We start from the raw sequence: 14,516 nt of genomic DNA, 5'->3' as shown, positions 1-14,516 counted from the left end.
ATCAAAGTTTCCCGAAGGTTCTGAGTATTCCAACGATCACCGGACCGATGGCCACCAGGAAGAAGCTCGGCCAAAGACAGAAAATCAGCGGGAAGACCAGCTTGGTGCCGATCTTCGCCGCCTGCTCTTCGGCCGCCTGGGTGCGCCGGTCGCGGAACTCGTCGGCATAGATGCGCAGCGTATCGGCCACGCTGGTACCGAAACGGATACTTTGCGCCAGCAGGCTGACCAACCCCTGCACGTCATCCAGCCCGGTACGGTCGGCCAGATGCTTGAGCGCCTCGGTGCTGGGAATGCCGGCGCGGATCTCGGCGTTCACCAGGGCCAGCTCCTCGGCCAGCTCCGCCTGGCTGACCGCCATCTCGTCGGCGACCCGCTCGATGGCCTGCGGCAGGGCCAGGCCCGACTCGACGCAGACCACCATCAGGTCCAGCGCATCGGGAAAGGCCGCGCGCAGCGTTTTCATCCGCGCTTCCTTGCGCTTGTCGACATAGATGGCCGGAACCAGCCAGCCGATGCCGCCCGCCAGCGACAGCAGCAGGATGCTTTTTTCCAGGGACAGCTTGGGAATCAGCGGCAACACCAGGAAGGCCAGACCGACCAGCAGCAGGGGCAGCAGCAGGCGCACCGCCCAGTACACCTGCAGGGCCGACGGCGAGCGATAGCCGGCATGCATCAGCAGCGTGCGGGTCGCCGAAGTCTTGGCTTCCTCGGTGGTATCGAAGCGCTGACCGACCCGTTCCAGCATCAGTTGCAGGGCGCCGGGCGGTCGCTGTCCGGGAGCGAGCCCCGCCTGGCCGCGCTTGAGCTGCACCAGACGCCGCTGCACGGGGTCGCGCAGGCCGTTCAGCAGCAGGATCAGGGTGGCTGCGGCGAGCACGGCGCTGAGACCGATGGCGCCGACGAACAGCAGACGCGCCAGTTCTTCGTCGCCCACCGCACCGTTGATCAAACTGAGCAGGTAATCCATATCCCCTCCTCTTTCACACCTGGATGCGGATGATTTTGCGGATCCAGAAGATGCCCAGCAGCATGGCGACGAAGGCCGCCATGATCAGCTTCTGTCCGAAGGGGTCATTGATCAGCATGGGCAGATATTCTGGTGAAGTGACCAGGATTAAGATGGACAACACGAAGGGAATCGCCACCAGAATCCAGGCCGACATGCGTCCCTCGGCGGACAGGGTCTTGACCTTGCGCTGGAAGCGGAAACGTCCGCGGATCAGCCGGCTCAGGCGCTCCAGCACCTCGGTCAGGTTGCCACCGGTCTCGCGGTGGATGAGGATGGTGGTCACCAGCATCATCACCGTCATGCTTGGCACCCGCTCCAGCAGGCCGAGCATGGCCCGGCGCACGTCGTTGCCGTAGTTGATGTCGGCGAAGGTCTGGCCGAACTCCTGGGCCACCGCCCCCTTGTGCTCCTCGGCAACCAGGCGCAGGGTCTCATTGAACGGATGGCCGGCGCGCAGTGCCCGGCACATCGCATCCAGGGCATCCGGCAATCCCTCCTCGAAAGCGGCAAAACGCTTGGCGCGGTCGCCGGAGATCTTCAGCAACGGCAGGAAAAACGCCAGCAGCCCGATCAGCGCCGCCCACCACAACTGGGTGAGCATCCACAGCAACAAAGCCGCCCCCACAGCCAGTGCGACGCCGAGCAGCAGCACGCGGTAGGCGCGATACTCGTGCCCGGCCTGCTCGATCGTCTGCGCCAGGGACTCCATGAAAGGCCACTGTTCGAGGGCAGCCTCCAGCGGCGAGAGGCGCTTGAGGTACTTCTGGCGCAGCACGGTCTGCATGTTCGGCAGGCCGCTGGCCTGTTCAAGCATGTCGAGCCGGCTGCGGATGCGCTTGCGCACCTTGCCCGCCTCGCCAAACACCGGCACCACCAGCCCCTGGCTGAGCAGGAACACGGCAGCGAAGACCATGCCGAGGAAGGCCAGGATATATTCGGAGGGGATCTCGCTCATGGCTGCGCAGCCTCCATCCAGTCGGGACGGAACAGGCTCAGCGGCAGCTCGATGCCGCGCTTGGCCAGCGCGTCGCGGAACGCCGGCACCATGCCGGTCGGCCGGAAGTCGCCGAGCACCTCGCCGTTCTCGCCGATGCCGCGCCGCTCGAAGGTGAAGATCTCAGTCATGGTGATGATCTCGCCCTCCATGCCGTTGATCTCCTGCACGCTGACCACCTTTCGCTTGCCGTCCTCCTGGCGCTCCAGCTGGACCACCACGTCGATGGCGGAGGCGATCTGCTGGCGCAGGGCCTTGATCGGGAAGGTCGCGCCGGTCATCGACACCATGTTCTCGACCCGCCCCAGGGCGTCTCGCGGGGTGTTGGCATGGATGGTGGTCAGCGAGCCGTCGTGGCCGGTGTTCATCGCCGTCAGCATGTCCAGCGCCTCGGCGCCGCGCACCTCGCCGATGACGATGCGGTCGGGGCGCATCCGCAGGCTGTTGCGCACCAGCTCGCGCTGGTTCACCTCGCCGCGGCCCTCGATGTTCGGCGGACGGGTTTCCAGGCGCACCACATGGGGCTGCTGCAGCTGCAGCTCGGCAGAGTCCTCGATGGTGACGATGCGCTCGTTGTGCGGAATGAAGCTGGACAGCACGTTGAGCATGGTGGTCTTGCCGGTGCCGGTGCCGCCGGACACCAGCACGTTGAGGCGACCGCGGACGATGGCCTTGAGCACCAGCGCGATGGCCGGGGTCAGGGCGCCCATCCGCACCAGGCTGTCGCTGTTGAGCAGGTCCACGCTGAAGCGGCGGATCGACACGCTGGGACCGTCGATGGCCAGCGGCGGGATGATCGCGTTGACCCGCGAACCATCCTTAAGACGCGCGTCCACCAGCGGCGAGGACTCGTCGATGCGCCGGCCGAGACTGGAGACGATGCGGTCGATGATGTTCAGCAGATGCTGGTCGTCGCGAAAGCGCACGTCAGTCCGCTGCAGCTTGCCGAAACGCTCGACATACACCGAGGCATGGCCGTTGACCAGGATATCCGACACGCTGCGGTCGGCCAGCAGCGGCTCCAGCGGACCGAGGCCGAGCACCTCGTCGGTGATCTGCTTGATGATCAGTTGGCGGCTGGAACTGGTCACCGGCGCCGAATGGTCGTCCAGCAGGTGCTGGCAGATGTCGCGGATCTGCCGTGCCGCCTCGGCCGCGTCGAGGGAGTCCAGCAACGACAGGTCCATGACCTTGAGCAACTGCTGGTAGATCCGCTCACGCCATTCGGTCTCCACCGGATTGAGCTGGGTCCTGGTCTCGTAGACTTCATCCGGAGCGCTCTCCTCCCAGGCCAGCTTCTCCTCGCCGGGCGCGGCGGCTTCGGGCTCCGGCGCCCTGGCCGCGGCGGCCGGCTTGCCTGCGGTCTGGCGCAGGCGGTTGCGAAAATCGCTAAGCATGGCTCACCCCCTTGAAGAAACGCCCGAAAGCCCGCTTGAGCAGGCCCTTTTCGCCATCGTCCCGATGCCCGAGCAGCTCCAGGCTCAGCTCGCGCACCGCCGCGGTGATGGGCGCACGCGGTGCGTGGGTCTCCAGCGGCACGCCGGCATTCTGGCTTTCGTTGACCACGGCGAAATCGTTGGGCAGCTTCAGCGGCGCGCTGCAACGCAGCGCCTCCTCGATATCCCGCGGGGTGATGGGCGCATTCTTGTCGTAGCGGTTGACCACCACCTGCAGGCGATTGCCCTGCACGCCCAGCTCGTCGCGCAGGATGCGAACCAGCCGGCTGCCGTCCTTGAGATGGCTGAGGCTCTGCTGGAGCAGCACGTAAACCTGGTCGGCCTGCTCCAGCACGGTGCCGGAGAGATGATCGATCTGCCGCGGCAGGTCGACCACCACCCAGTCGTAGCTCTCGCGCGCCAGCCTGAGCAGGGCCTCCAGCTGTTCGACCTGGACATCCTGGGGCAGGAACAGCTCGTCGGCACGCCCGCCGAGCACATGCAGGCTGGGACTGTAATGGGTGCAGAAACCGCGCAGGGCCACGCTGTCAAGCTCCTGGACCTGTTTCAGGACCTCGACATGGCTGTGCTGCACCAGCACGTCGAGGTAATGGGCGACGCTGCCGAACTGCAGGTCCAGGTCCAGCAGCAGGACGCTGCCGGCCCTGGTGCTGAGCTGCTGGGCCAGGTTGCAGGCGAGCATGGTGGCACCCGAGCCGCCCTTGGCGTTGATCACCGCCACCAACCGACCGGCCCCCATGGAGCCGACCGGACGCGCCTCGTCGATCATGCGCTGCAGGGCCTGCAACAGGTCTCCCGGCTCGACCGGCTCCGGCAGGAAATCGCGGGCGCCCGCCTGCATCGCCAGGCGCATCCCCTCGCGCTCCTCCAGCGGACCGCAGACCAGCAGCGGCGGACGCTCGTGGGCCGGACGCTGCAACAAGGCCGCCAGTTCCTCGCGCCACAGGTGGCTGACCCGCAGCAGCAGCAGATCGGGCATCCGTTCCAGTCCATATAGTGGGTCGGTGTGTCCGTTGCTCACCAGGCGGGTGGTCACCTGCAACTCGGGTAGGTCCTGGCAGAGCGCCTGCAGGTGCTGCAGGGACTCGGCATCGCGGCTGCTGATCAGGAGGCTCAGGGCCTGCTTTCTGGAAAGGCTGGTCATGATGGTTTCCTGGACTTCAGCATGGGGTTATCTCCGGCGTCACACCACTTTCTGCATGGCGGCCAAGGCTTTCACGGGGCAGGGTCGACTGGAATGTCGGCAGGGTGATGGCTCCGTCGAATCCTGGTATCGGAATAAGCAGATTGAAGGGGAATTTCACCACTCGCAGACGGACGAAACGAATGGCGCGAAAGCCCGTGGCACTAGTGAGATCACTTGGAGCGGTCACTGGATTGCCATCCTTGTCGAAGTACTCCAGTTGCAGATCGGAAGTTTCCAGACCGCTGATCAGCGAACTACTACTGGTAGCCTCCGCCTCATTGAAGATCGCCCGGCGCAAAATCCGCACATCCTGAATATTGCAGACTGCTGCCAGTCTTGCCCCGCGCCGAACCACTTCGTCCATGGTATTGACCGTGAAATACAGCCGCCCCATTTCCAGCACGCCGAACAACAACACGAACAGCAACAGGCCGACGATGGCAAACTCCACCACATAAACTCCCTGCATACCCTTCCGCCTCATCACAGCACCCTCATCACAGTGGTAGCGACCAGAGTAACCCGCAGCGAAATTTCCTTCCCTATGAAAGCTGGAATGCTATCACCGATCACTGGCTGGAAGTCATAGCTGATACTGACTCTGATATGATCGGAAGTACCAGGCTCAACTGCAACGCTAACCTGATCGGTCGTCAGATCCGGCACGGCTGGCGTACTGGAGACAACAGGCAAACCATATACCGCGATGTTTCGGGTCTGCGTCATCAGCGCATCGGCAAGCTCAATCTCCCCCAGAGTACTATTCCACGCCTGCCCGGCGACATAGCGGCTCGCATCGCGACTGGCCTGCATCAGGCTGTTGTAGTGGTAGAGCATCCGCCCAAACTCGGCGACAGCCAGAAGCAAAAGCAGAAGCAATGGCAAGGCGATGGCAAACTCCACTATAGCCACTCCGCGCTGGGCTCTAGCCAGTTTTAATTCACGTCGCCTCATATTGTAGCTGCCCCTCGTTGAAGCCTCTTGAGCCATAGGCAAAACACAACTTACCCTTCCTGAAACTAAGAGTCAGTACTAGCCTCCCATGAGCCATCGGGGCGCTTGATATAGGTCTTGTACAACTGAATAATTTGCGGACCGACATCCGTTGCCGGAGTTGGCCCGGCCACACCATCCCCCTCACACTCCTTGATGAATTGCCCATATATCTGAGCATCACCGCCTGCGTGAATCCCAGGCTGGACCAAGAAGAAACAGCCAAATCCAAGAACCGGGATCTGGGTGGCCCCACCTTTCAAACCAGCACAGTTACCGACGACCACCTTGAGAACACGACGCTCGAATGCACCATCTGCAGTACAGCCAACTCCATTATTGGCCACACAGGTATCGGAAGCATTTTTCCAATCATGATAATCCAACAAGTCGATCTTCGTGGAGCCATCCGGCGAATAATAGATATTTCCGTCTGCGTCCGACTGCACCGAAAAGTCAGTACCCGCATACTTGATAACGCCCGTATCGCTCAGCTCCAGCGCGGCCCCCCCCCCCTCTTTCGAATAGGTGATGACATAATCCGGTGGATAATCATCTGCGCTCTTTTTGAAATCGCCCGTATAATCTCCAAACCTGGTATTCAAACCGGAAATGGCCTGCCCTACGGTATTACCAGGCTTGGTCGTGACATTTTCTCCCACCAGAGGACAGGTATGCCCCCCCCCGGCCATCAGGTCGCCCACCGTACTGGCACCGGAGCCGAAATCGAGCAACTGATAATTACCATTGGCCAAGCTTTCATCATTTGCAGCAGTTTTCAGTACCTCCAGATCACCGAACTCATAACCAAAGTAGGTACCAGGAGTATCGACACCACAGACCACGATCGGCGCCAGATCACAGGGGGCTGCGGTAGGGCTGGGGCCGGCGGTCGCGACGGCGGCAACGGTCTTGTCACCCAAATCATCGCCAAAGACCCCCCAAAAAAACTCGGCCAGGCCATAACTGGGTACCGACACCTGCACATAGCGTGCTGGTGTTTCCTCATTACAGGATGAAAACCCATAAAAGGAATGATCGTCGTCACCATAAACGCTGGGGGCGAACTTAACCATGACAAAAGCGGCGGCCGCATCATTCCCCGTGCCCATAGCCTTGAGCAGCTCTTCGTTGCCAGGCGCTCTTGCATTGAGCGTGAAGGTCGCCAGCGCTGCCTTTTCGGCCTCGAAACAGTCATCGCTTTTGTCACCCTCCAGGCGACTCAATGTCTTCGCCCCACTCAACGCCGCCGCATCCACCGCATTCTGCAGGCGCGCCTTGTTCATCAGCATGTGCCCGCCATCCAGAGCCAGGGCGGCCATCATCAGAATTGCGGTCATGGCGACCACAACGAGAATAAGTACCGCCCCTTGTTGATTCCGGGGCAAAGCCTTGAAAGAGTGCTGACGGCGCTGCTTCATGATCAGTTTCCTCCGCTGCCGCCGCTTCCGCTTTCCACATTGATCTGAATGGGCTGAGAAACCTGCTTGGCGTTGCCGGTCACCCCGCGGAAGCCGTCCAGCACGGTCTCGGTGAGCGGGCCGTCGATGCCGGTCGGGGAAACTTCGGTGCCCGGGTTGGCGGCCTGGCGCTTGTCGGCGATCTGCTGGTAGTGGGTCTCGTAGACGCTGGTGCCCAGCGGGCCGACCCGGCCTTCCTCGAAGTGCATGCAGCCGGCCGTGGCCAGCAGCAGGAGGGAAAGGGGAAGCATGGCTTTCATGTGGTTTGTCTCCTGTGGTGTTCTGGGCTGGAGCGAAGGACTCTCCCCCTCGCTCCGGCCTCCTCCCCAAGGGGAGAGGGAGTGCTGCAACCCCTCCCTGCTCATCTCTCTCGAAAGGGAGAGAGCAAGGGCGTCAGTCGAGATCGTGGCCGAAGCGGCCTTCAGTTACGCCCAGGCTGACCGGAACCTGGCGGCCGAGCCCGCTGCCCTTGGTCTTGCCGAGCAGGTAGAACTCCTGGTCGCTGGGTTCGACGAAGCGGTCGGTGGGCAGGCTGACCGTGCGGGCGTCCACCGGTTTGGCCAGATGCGGGGTTACCAGGATCACCAGTTCGGTTTCGCCGTTGATGAACTGCTGGCTGCGGAACAGGTGGCCGAGCACAGGAATGTCGCCGAGCCCGGGGAAACGGCTGACGTAATCGCGGGTGCTCTCGCTGATCAGGCCGGCGATGGCGATGGTCTGGCCGTTGCCCAGCTCCACCGTGGTCTGCGAGCTGCGCTTGGTCAGCGAAGGGATCGTCTGGCTTACGCGCGAGGCGCTGGAAGAGCCATTCACCCCCGTGTCCATGACTACCGCATTGGTGTTGGTGAGTTCGCTCACCATGACGTTCAGGTTGAGATTGATGCGCCCCGAGTCCATCACCACCGGCACGAATTTCACCCCGACGCCGTACTCCTTGTACTCGATGGTGATGCCCTCGTCCTCGGTGACCGGCACCGGGAATTCGCCGCCGGAAATGAACTCCGCCTGCTGCCCGCTCAGGGTGGTCAGGGTGGGCTCGGCCAGCACCTTGGCCGAACCGTTGTCCTTGGCCGCCTCCAGGGTCACGTTGAAGAGGAAGTTTTCGGACAGGAACTGGCCGAAGATGCCCCGACCGTCGCCGAACAGGCTGGTCGGGTTGACCAGGCCGTCCTCGTCGAAGCCCAGGCTGGAGCCGCCGTTGTAGGCGCCGGTCTTCCAGCGGCTGGAGGAGCCGAAGTCAAGGGCGTTGAAGCGCATGTCGATGCTCTTCATCAGGCTGCGCTGCACTTCCGCGACCTTGACCTCCAACATCACCTGCTGGCTGCCGCCGATGGTGAGCAGGTTGATGACATCCAGATTCTTGGTAGGACTGGTCTTGGCGGCCTCCCCCTCGCCCTGGATGATGCTTTGCGCCTGGGCGGCGTAGGTCTTGGCCAGCTTCACCGCGGTGTCCATGGCCGCGGCGCTGCTGACCTGGCCGCGCAGCACCAGGCCGCCCTGGGAACTGAACACGGAGATCTGCTCGTTGGGCATCAGCTCGTGCAGCTTGGCCTTCAGGCCGCCGAGATCGTGCACCACTTCGAGATCCAGGGTATCGATCAACTGATCACGGCCGTCCCAGAGCAGCACGTTGGTGCTGCCCAGGGAACGGCCGAGCAGATACAACTGGTTCGGACTGGTGACCAGGATGTCGGCGATCTCCGGATTGCCAACGGAAATCTTCTTCACCGGGGCGCGTGTGGTCAGCACCCGCGACTTGTAGATCGGCACCTGGATGCTGCCGACATTCGCCGCCGGCATGGCGGTGACGGCGGGCGGCTCGGCAGCCAGATCGGCGGAAACCAGCAGTAAGCCAGCGCCCAGGGCCGACAGCAGGCCCGAGCACAGTCTGCGGATGCTATCCATGTACGACTCCTTATCGAATGACTGCCGGACTCAGCGAACCCTGGCCTGTTCCATCGCGGTACCGCGAATGATGGTGACGGCGCCCCAGTTGGGGGCGCTGCCGGTGCTGCGGCGCACCACCGGCTTGGGCGCGGGCACACGGAGCGGAACCGGAGGAACGGCCACCACGGTCGGGTTTTCCGGTTTCTTCTGATTGTCCAGCGGGTTGCGCAGGGCCAGTTGCAGGCTGCCTTCGGTCTGCGCCTTGACCAGGGTTTCCGCTTCGGCCGGGGTCATCTCCAGGGTCACCGCGCGCACTACCACCGGCTGGGTCTTGTCGGTGCTGGCGGTCTGGTCCACGGCCAGCACGCGCAGGTCCTCAAGGATGGTTTCCGCCTTGGCCTCGTCGCGACCGCCGCCACGCTTGGTGGCCAGCACGTCGACGCGGTTGCCCGGCAGGAGGAAGCCGCCGACCCCGACCACGTCGTCCACCCGCACGGTAATGGCGCGCTTGTCCTTCTCGATCAGCGAGGCCAGGGTGCTGCCGCCGAGGTGTTCGGCCAGGCGGGCAGCGCGCAGGATGTCGCCGCGCAGCGTGTCGAAGGTGGCGATCTTGCCGACGACCTTCTCGATGGCGTCGAAGGAGTCTTCCGGCACCGTGCCCTTGGGCAGGCGCACCAGGGTGACGTGTTGAGCCTCGACCATCTGCCCGAAGGGAATTTCCAGGCTGGCCACCACCACGCTCTGCAGGTTGTCGTCCGGCTTGACATCCAGACGGCTGCTCAGCCAGCTGTTGGCCAGCCAGGCGGCGCCCAGGCCGAGCAGCAGGGACAGTCCGATCAGTGTCAGGGTACGCGAGGTCATTGCGGTGTCTCCCCGTTCAGTGGGTGGCCAGGGTGACGAAGTAGTTGCGCCAGGCCCAGGTCAGTGTCGGTGGCGTGAGGGGTTGCCTGCCGTCCGCGCCTTGGTAGCGCTGGAAATCCAGCGCCATGTTCAGCAGGTCGCGGGGATGGCAGGGCAGCAGAGGGCGACTTTCCGCCCTGTGCAGGCGCTCGATGACGAAATCCACCACGTCGGGATCGTAGGGCGTGCCGAGCTTGTCGCACTCCTGGCGCCAGATCTGCCGGTACTCGTCCGGCTGCAGGTAGTCGAAATGCAGCTTGTAGCCGATGCGCCGGAGGAAGGCCTCGTCGGCCAGCTCCAGCGGATTGAGGTTGGTGGAGAACACCAGCACCAGATCGAAAGGCACCTCGCAGTGGCGGCCGCCGCCGAGGTTGAGGAAGTCCTTCTTTTCCTCCATGGGCACGATCCAGCGATTGAACAGCTCCACCGGCGCCATGCGCTGGCGGCCGAGGTCGTCGATGATGAAGATGCCGTTGCTCGCCTTGAGCTGCAGCGGCGCCTGGTACTGGCGGCAGTGCGGATCGAAGCGGATGTCCAGCATGTCCATGGTCAGCTCGCCGCCGGTGATCACGATCGGCCGGCGGCACTGCACCAGGCGGCGGTCGACGCCCTCGTCGAGGCGCAGGGTGCGCGGCTCACCCTGGGCAAGCGGCTGATGCAGCTGGGGATCGAAGATCTCCACTACCGCCTCGTTGATGGCGATGGCATGGGGAATCCAGATCGCCTCGCGGAGCAGGCGGATCAGCCGCTGGCTGATATAGGTCTTGCCGGTGCCGGGTGGCCCATAGATCATGATCGCCCGCCCGGAATTCATCGCCGGGCCGAGCTGGTCGAGCAGCCCGTCGCGCATCACGGTGCCCGTGAAGGCCTCGCGCAGGTTGTCTGCATTGACTTGGCAGCCGTGCACCGACTGCGCCTTGAGCAGCTCACGATAGCGCTCCACTGGAAAGGGCGCCGGGCCGATATAGCCGCTGCGCAACAGGGCATCCTTGGCCGAGGCGCGACCGCGCTCGGTCAGGCCATAGCGCAGACCCTGACCACCGCCCTGCCCCAGCACCTCGACACGCCCCTCCTTGCGCAGGAAGGCCAATAGCTCCTCCAGCACAGGACCGGTCAGTGCCAGGCGCTGCACCAGCCGCGGCATATCCAGCACGCCGGCATCGTGCAGATGCTTGCAGAGCAGGTCAGCCAGGAAATTCTCCGCCAGCCCGGTTTCCGCGACAGTGCGCGGTTGCGGAGCAAGATTGCGGACAGGATCGCGCTCGTCCTGAGCGGCTTTATTCTCACTCGCCAACAACATGATGGCTCACTCCCTGACTACGGGCCGAAGGGTTGCCAGAAAAGACTGATCAGCACTCCGGTGAAAATTGCGATCGCATAGGGGAAACGCTGACGGGCGGCATCGTCGGCCTGCGGCGCTATATAAGTGCGCAGACTGGCCATGGCCCAATAACGTTGTACCAAGCGAAACAGTTGCTTCTTGTAGAGCAGAGTTGACAGACCGAATATAGTGCCCACTATCAAGGTCAAAGCTACTGCAAAAATCGTTGCCATGGGCCCAAGAAATCCCCCAGCCATAGCCATAAGCTTCACATCACCCGCAGCCATGCCACCGAGCGAGTAGAAAGGCAGAAACAGCCCAAAGCCGACCAACACTCCCAACCAACAACTAATCAAGCCATTCATACCAGTCAGCGAAAATTGACAAAGCAGACTTAACACCATGCCAATCAGCACAAGAGAATTAGGAATGCGGTGACGGCAAACATCGACTACCACCGCACAACCCAAAAGAGCCAGCAGCACAACAACGATCAACAGATTATCTGAAGACATTACTGCAACCCTTACAAGACAAATCTGACGAGGTATTTCTTGGGCTTGGCAAACAAATTTAACGCATAACGGCCTCACCCAAGAATTGACCCTTCAGGAACTGTCGACTAGCGACTAGCTATTGATAACTGCAGTTATACGGCCAAGTTCATTACTGACAGCGGTTCCCAAGTTTGTGAAAGCAAGCACTACACCAAGAGTAATCAACCCCCCCGCCACTGCATACTCCACAATGGTCAGACCTTCTTCGTCCTTGATGAACTTCATTACCGAAGTCTTGATTGCTTGCAGATTCATAATTTTGCTCACCTCTTTCGAGTTTCGTTCCAGGATCGAGCGGGCTCCGTGCACCGCCTTGATGGCAGATTAGTCATAAGGCCTGAATTGAGGTTAGGAGATTTTTGCGAAGTGCTAGCATTTTTTTGCCATCATCGGGAACGCTCCCACCCCGGCAGGCCCTGTAACCATGGGATGTGGACAGGAATTGGCGGCCTTTTCCCCGCTCAACGAGCGGCCTCTCATCCGATTGCCCTCCGAGTAAAGGTCTGCAAGGCTCACGACAAATTGCCAGCATCCCGAGGGCAAGCCGGGAAGACGGAAGGACAGGAAAATGACCTCTCAGACTGCTGTGGAGATCCGCACGCCCCATACACTGCTCCACAACGCCTTGGTCCCCGCTCTTTTGCTGGTGACGGCGACGCTGCCACTGATGCCCTGGCTGCCAGGCTATTGGCACAACCAGCAGCGGATCGGCCAGGTTCTGGTGTTCTGCCTCTGCGTACTGGCAGGCGTCCTGAGCCTCAGGAGCCAGACGTCGAACTCACCTCTGCTGGGAACAGGCCCGCGTAACTGCCTGGCTGCCGTACTGCTGGCAGGGTTGACCTCGGCCCTGCTGGCGCAACATACCGACTGGGCACTGGCCGAGTTCGGCCTGGCCATTCTCAGTCTGGCTCTGGGTGGAACCGTAGCTGCGTCCCGGCGACGGCTCGGCCCCGCCCTGGACCAAGCATTGCTGGGCACTCTGACTCTGATGATTAGTTGCTTTCTGGCTCTGTATTTCTTCCTCTACTACTGGCAAGTCACCCATACCGGCACTCTCAACGCCTACAAGCTGCTCTGGGGCTTTTCCAATCCGCGCTTTCTCGCCCAGTTCCTTGCCCTGGCACTCCCTGTAATCGTTTGGCCTCTGCTGCGGGACGAAACCTCCCGTAGGGAAAAGCTGCTGGTTTCGGTCATTGCCGCGCTGGGCTGGACGCTGGCCATCACCAGCGCCGCCCGGGGCTTGGCATTGGGCATGGCCGTCGCCATGATCTGGCTGAGCCTGTCAGGAACGGCGGGACGGCGCTGGAGCATGCTGCAGCTGCGCTCCGCCGCCCTAGGGCTGCTGGTCTATCTGCTGATGCTGTCGGCCATACCGGCATGGCTGGGGGTCGAGGTGACCGAGCATGCCGCCAACCGCCTGCATACCTCGCTTTCCAGCCGCGACATTCTCTGGCCGCTGGCGCTGGAAATGATCCAGCAAAAGCCCTGGCTGGGGGTCGGCCCGATGCATTTCTCCGCACACTTCAACGTGGTGGCGGCGCATCCGCACCAGGCGATTCTTCAGATAGCCTCGGAATGGGGCATTCCCGTCGCCATCATCGTCATCGCTCTGGTATTTCTTGCGGCCCGCGCCACCTTTCGCATGCTGCGCAAGACAACCGACTCCCGTGATCCAACCGATACGCTGCGGGTTTGTCTGGCTGGTGGCATCGCAACTGTGCTGACGCTGGCCATGGTCGACGGCATCCTGGTGATGCCGAATGTGGAACTCTGGCTGGCGATCATCGCCGGCTGGCTGCTCGGACTACATCCGGCAGCCTCAGCGCCCGCCACCAGTTCTTCGATACTCCGTCGTGGCTGGCTACTGGCCCAGACTTTGGCAGCGGTATTTCTGGCTGGCATCGTATTTCGCGATCTACCCGCTCTGACCATGCAAACCGAAGGATACAGCCAAACCTTCGAGTCTCATCTGCAGCCCCGCTTCTGGATACAAGGGGTTATAGACGACCTCGACAGGGCATTGATCATCCAGCAAGATCACCGCCAGCAAAGCCGGTGAAAGCTCTGGCCAAAATTATTAATGAAAAGGAATGACACCCTGCAAAGGGCAAAACAAGGAGCATGGCTGCGAGTCTCCCTCGCACAACCAGCAAAACCCAAAAAACAGGCAAAAAAAAAGGGCGACAACGTCGCCCGAAAGTGCCTTGCGTGCTCTGGATCTGAAGGACTTTTCCTACTTCTGGTTCTGGGAGTCCTTCCAGATGAAATAACCGATTCCGCCAGCGAAGACGAACATTAATCCCACCACTCCAATTCCGGCCAGCACCACTTCATCGATAAACATGGTTGGCTCCTTCTTCTTCGCTGGTTGTCTCTTCGATGGACTCAAGGTAACTGCACCGGCGGCCGGAAAAATTGACCGTGATCAATATTGGCCGCCGACTTCAGGAGCGCATACCGAAGGACTGACATGGATCAATCGAGGTGCGGCGGGAGGTCGCGGATGGCGCGGGTTTCGGCGCCTGCAGGGACCTCGGAAGAAAACACGCAAAACTCGCAAGGAAATATGGGGATGGACTTGCAGCAATAAAAAGTTCATCCGCAATGGCAGCGGTGCAGTCCGTGAAAAATTTCGGCCGTGATTGGCCGTTGCTTTTAACATGCGAACTGCAGGGCGAACTGATTGCATGATGAAATGACTCACCGACAACAGGGTGAATATATGGCGTAATACCATGCCACCCATTAC

At 61.7% G+C, this 14,516-nt stretch carries 15 protein-coding genes; 1 reads left to right on the top strand and 14 read right to left on the bottom strand.

Annotation, left to right across the window (positions count from 1 at the left end; translation table 11 throughout):
* Position 1: 1 nt before the first annotated feature.
* The 13 genes from EV691_RS07555 to EV691_RS07495 form a co-directional block, all read right to left on the bottom strand.
* Positions 2-970 (bottom strand): type II secretion system F family protein, encoded by a 969-nt coding sequence (locus EV691_RS07555; protein ID WP_131301856.1) that lies wholly within the window; start codon positions 968-970, stop codon positions 2-4.
* A 13-nt stretch (positions 971-983) separates the two neighbouring features.
* Positions 984-1,967, bottom strand: coding sequence for a type II secretion system F family protein (locus tag EV691_RS07550; protein WP_131301859.1), 984 nt, complete (start codon positions 1,965-1,967; stop codon positions 984-986).
* The gene (locus EV691_RS07545; protein ID WP_131301862.1) at positions 1,964-3,403 is read right to left on the bottom strand and encodes a TadA family conjugal transfer-associated ATPase; all 1,440 of its coding nucleotides are present in this window, start codon (positions 3,401-3,403) and stop codon (positions 1,964-1,966) included. Before EV691_RS07545 ends, EV691_RS07550 begins: the two co-directional genes overlap by 4 nt.
* Positions 3,396-4,607 (bottom strand): AAA family ATPase, encoded by a 1,212-nt coding sequence (locus EV691_RS07540; RefSeq protein WP_131301865.1) that lies wholly within the window; start codon positions 4,605-4,607, stop codon positions 3,396-3,398. Before EV691_RS07540 ends, EV691_RS07545 begins: the two co-directional genes overlap by 8 nt.
* A 16-nt stretch (positions 4,608-4,623) precedes the next feature.
* Complete coding sequence (locus EV691_RS07535) at positions 4,624-5,133, bottom strand: TadE/TadG family type IV pilus assembly protein (protein ID WP_131301867.1); 510 nt, start codon at positions 5,131-5,133, stop codon at positions 4,624-4,626.
* A complete protein-coding gene (locus EV691_RS07530) occupies positions 5,133-5,603 on the bottom strand; it encodes a TadE/TadG family type IV pilus assembly protein (RefSeq protein ID WP_131301870.1) in 471 nt (156 codons plus the stop codon). Before EV691_RS07530 ends, EV691_RS07535 begins: the two co-directional genes overlap by 1 nt.
* Before the next feature lie 65 nt (positions 5,604-5,668).
* Positions 5,669-7,063: a TadE/TadG family type IV pilus assembly protein gene (locus tag EV691_RS07525; RefSeq protein WP_131301873.1), complete on the bottom strand. Its 1,395-nt coding sequence runs from the start codon at positions 7,061-7,063 to the stop codon at positions 5,669-5,671.
* 2 nt (positions 7,064-7,065) lie between these two features.
* The gene (locus EV691_RS07520) at positions 7,066-7,362 is read right to left on the bottom strand and encodes a hypothetical protein (RefSeq protein WP_131301876.1); all 297 of its coding nucleotides are present in this window, start codon (positions 7,360-7,362) and stop codon (positions 7,066-7,068) included.
* 133 nt (positions 7,363-7,495) lie between these two features.
* Positions 7,496-9,007, bottom strand: a complete 1,512-nt coding sequence (locus EV691_RS07515; protein WP_131301879.1) for a type II and III secretion system protein family protein — start codon at positions 9,005-9,007, stop codon at positions 7,496-7,498.
* A 30-nt stretch (positions 9,008-9,037) separates the two neighbouring features.
* Positions 9,038-9,850 carry a Flp pilus assembly protein CpaB gene (gene cpaB, locus EV691_RS07510; protein WP_131301882.1) on the bottom strand — a complete coding sequence of 271 codons (813 nt, stop codon included), beginning with the start codon at positions 9,848-9,850 and terminating at the stop codon, positions 9,038-9,040.
* A 16-nt stretch (positions 9,851-9,866) separates the two neighbouring features.
* Positions 9,867-11,189 (bottom strand): ATP-binding protein, encoded by a 1,323-nt coding sequence (locus tag EV691_RS07505; protein WP_131301885.1) that lies wholly within the window; start codon positions 11,187-11,189, stop codon positions 9,867-9,869.
* A 17-nt stretch (positions 11,190-11,206) separates the two neighbouring features.
* A complete protein-coding gene (locus tag EV691_RS07500) occupies positions 11,207-11,725 on the bottom strand; it encodes an A24 family peptidase (RefSeq protein ID WP_131301888.1) in 519 nt (172 codons plus the stop codon).
* 114 nt (positions 11,726-11,839) lie between these two features.
* Complete coding sequence (locus EV691_RS07495) at positions 11,840-12,022, bottom strand: Flp family type IVb pilin (protein WP_131301891.1); 183 nt, start codon at positions 12,020-12,022, stop codon at positions 11,840-11,842.
* A gap of 313 nt (positions 12,023-12,335) precedes the next feature.
* On the opposite strand from EV691_RS07495, the gene EV691_RS07490 reads away from it, so the two are divergent.
* Positions 12,336-13,826 (top strand): O-antigen ligase family protein, encoded by a 1,491-nt coding sequence (locus EV691_RS07490; protein ID WP_131301893.1) that lies wholly within the window; start codon positions 12,336-12,338, stop codon positions 13,824-13,826.
* Between the two features lie 174 nt (positions 13,827-14,000).
* Here the strand turns inward: EV691_RS07490 and ccoM are convergent, their stop codons facing one another.
* Positions 14,001-14,111, bottom strand: coding sequence for a cytochrome c oxidase subunit CcoM (gene ccoM / locus EV691_RS24125; protein WP_278249232.1), 111 nt, complete (start codon positions 14,109-14,111; stop codon positions 14,001-14,003).
* Between the last annotated feature and the right edge of the window lie 405 nt (positions 14,112-14,516).

The sequence above is a fragment of the Azotobacter chroococcum genome (genome assembly GCF_004339665.1).
In the GTDB taxonomy this organism is placed as follows: Bacteria; Pseudomonadota; Gammaproteobacteria; order Pseudomonadales; family Pseudomonadaceae; genus Azotobacter; species Azotobacter chroococcum.
This window is presented reverse-complemented; position numbering and strand designations above follow the sequence as displayed.

Coding starts and splice junctions, on each gene's coding strand:
- EV691_RS07500 (WP_131301888.1), bottom strand. CDS start 11,725: ATGTCTTCAGATAATCTGTTGATCGTTGTTGTGCTGCTGGCTCTTTTG.
- cpaB (WP_131301882.1), bottom strand. CDS start 9,850: ATGACCTCGCGTACCCTGACACTGATCGGACTGTCCCTGCTGCTCGGC.
- EV691_RS07515 (WP_131301879.1), bottom strand. CDS start 9,007: ATGGATAGCATCCGCAGACTGTGCTCGGGCCTGCTGTCGGCCCTGGGC.
- EV691_RS07550 (WP_131301859.1), bottom strand. CDS start 1,967: ATGAGCGAGATCCCCTCCGAATATATCCTGGCCTTCCTCGGCATGGTC.
- EV691_RS07505 (WP_131301885.1), bottom strand. CDS start 11,189: ATGTTGTTGGCGAGTGAGAATAAAGCCGCTCAGGACGAGCGCGATCCT.
- EV691_RS07540 (WP_131301865.1), bottom strand. CDS start 4,607: ATGACCAGCCTTTCCAGAAAGCAGGCCCTGAGCCTCCTGATCAGCAGC.
- ccoM (WP_278249232.1), bottom strand. CDS start 14,111: ATGTTTATCGATGAAGTGGTGCTGGCCGGAATTGGAGTGGTGGGATTA.
- EV691_RS07555 (WP_131301856.1), bottom strand. CDS start 970: ATGGATTACCTGCTCAGTTTGATCAACGGTGCGGTGGGCGACGAAGAA.
- EV691_RS07495 (WP_131301891.1), bottom strand. CDS start 12,022: ATGAATCTGCAAGCAATCAAGACTTCGGTAATGAAGTTCATCAAGGAC.
- EV691_RS07535 (WP_131301867.1), bottom strand. CDS start 5,133: ATGAGGCGGAAGGGTATGCAGGGAGTTTATGTGGTGGAGTTTGCCATC.
- EV691_RS07490 (WP_131301893.1), top strand. CDS start 12,336: ATGACCTCTCAGACTGCTGTGGAGATCCGCACGCCCCATACACTGCTC.
- EV691_RS07545 (WP_131301862.1), bottom strand. CDS start 3,403: ATGCTTAGCGATTTTCGCAACCGCCTGCGCCAGACCGCAGGCAAGCCG.
- EV691_RS07530 (WP_131301870.1), bottom strand. CDS start 5,603: ATGAGGCGACGTGAATTAAAACTGGCTAGAGCCCAGCGCGGAGTGGCT.
- EV691_RS07525 (WP_131301873.1), bottom strand. CDS start 7,063: ATGAAGCAGCGCCGTCAGCACTCTTTCAAGGCTTTGCCCCGGAATCAA.
- EV691_RS07520 (WP_131301876.1), bottom strand. CDS start 7,362: ATGAAAGCCATGCTTCCCCTTTCCCTCCTGCTGCTGGCCACGGCCGGC.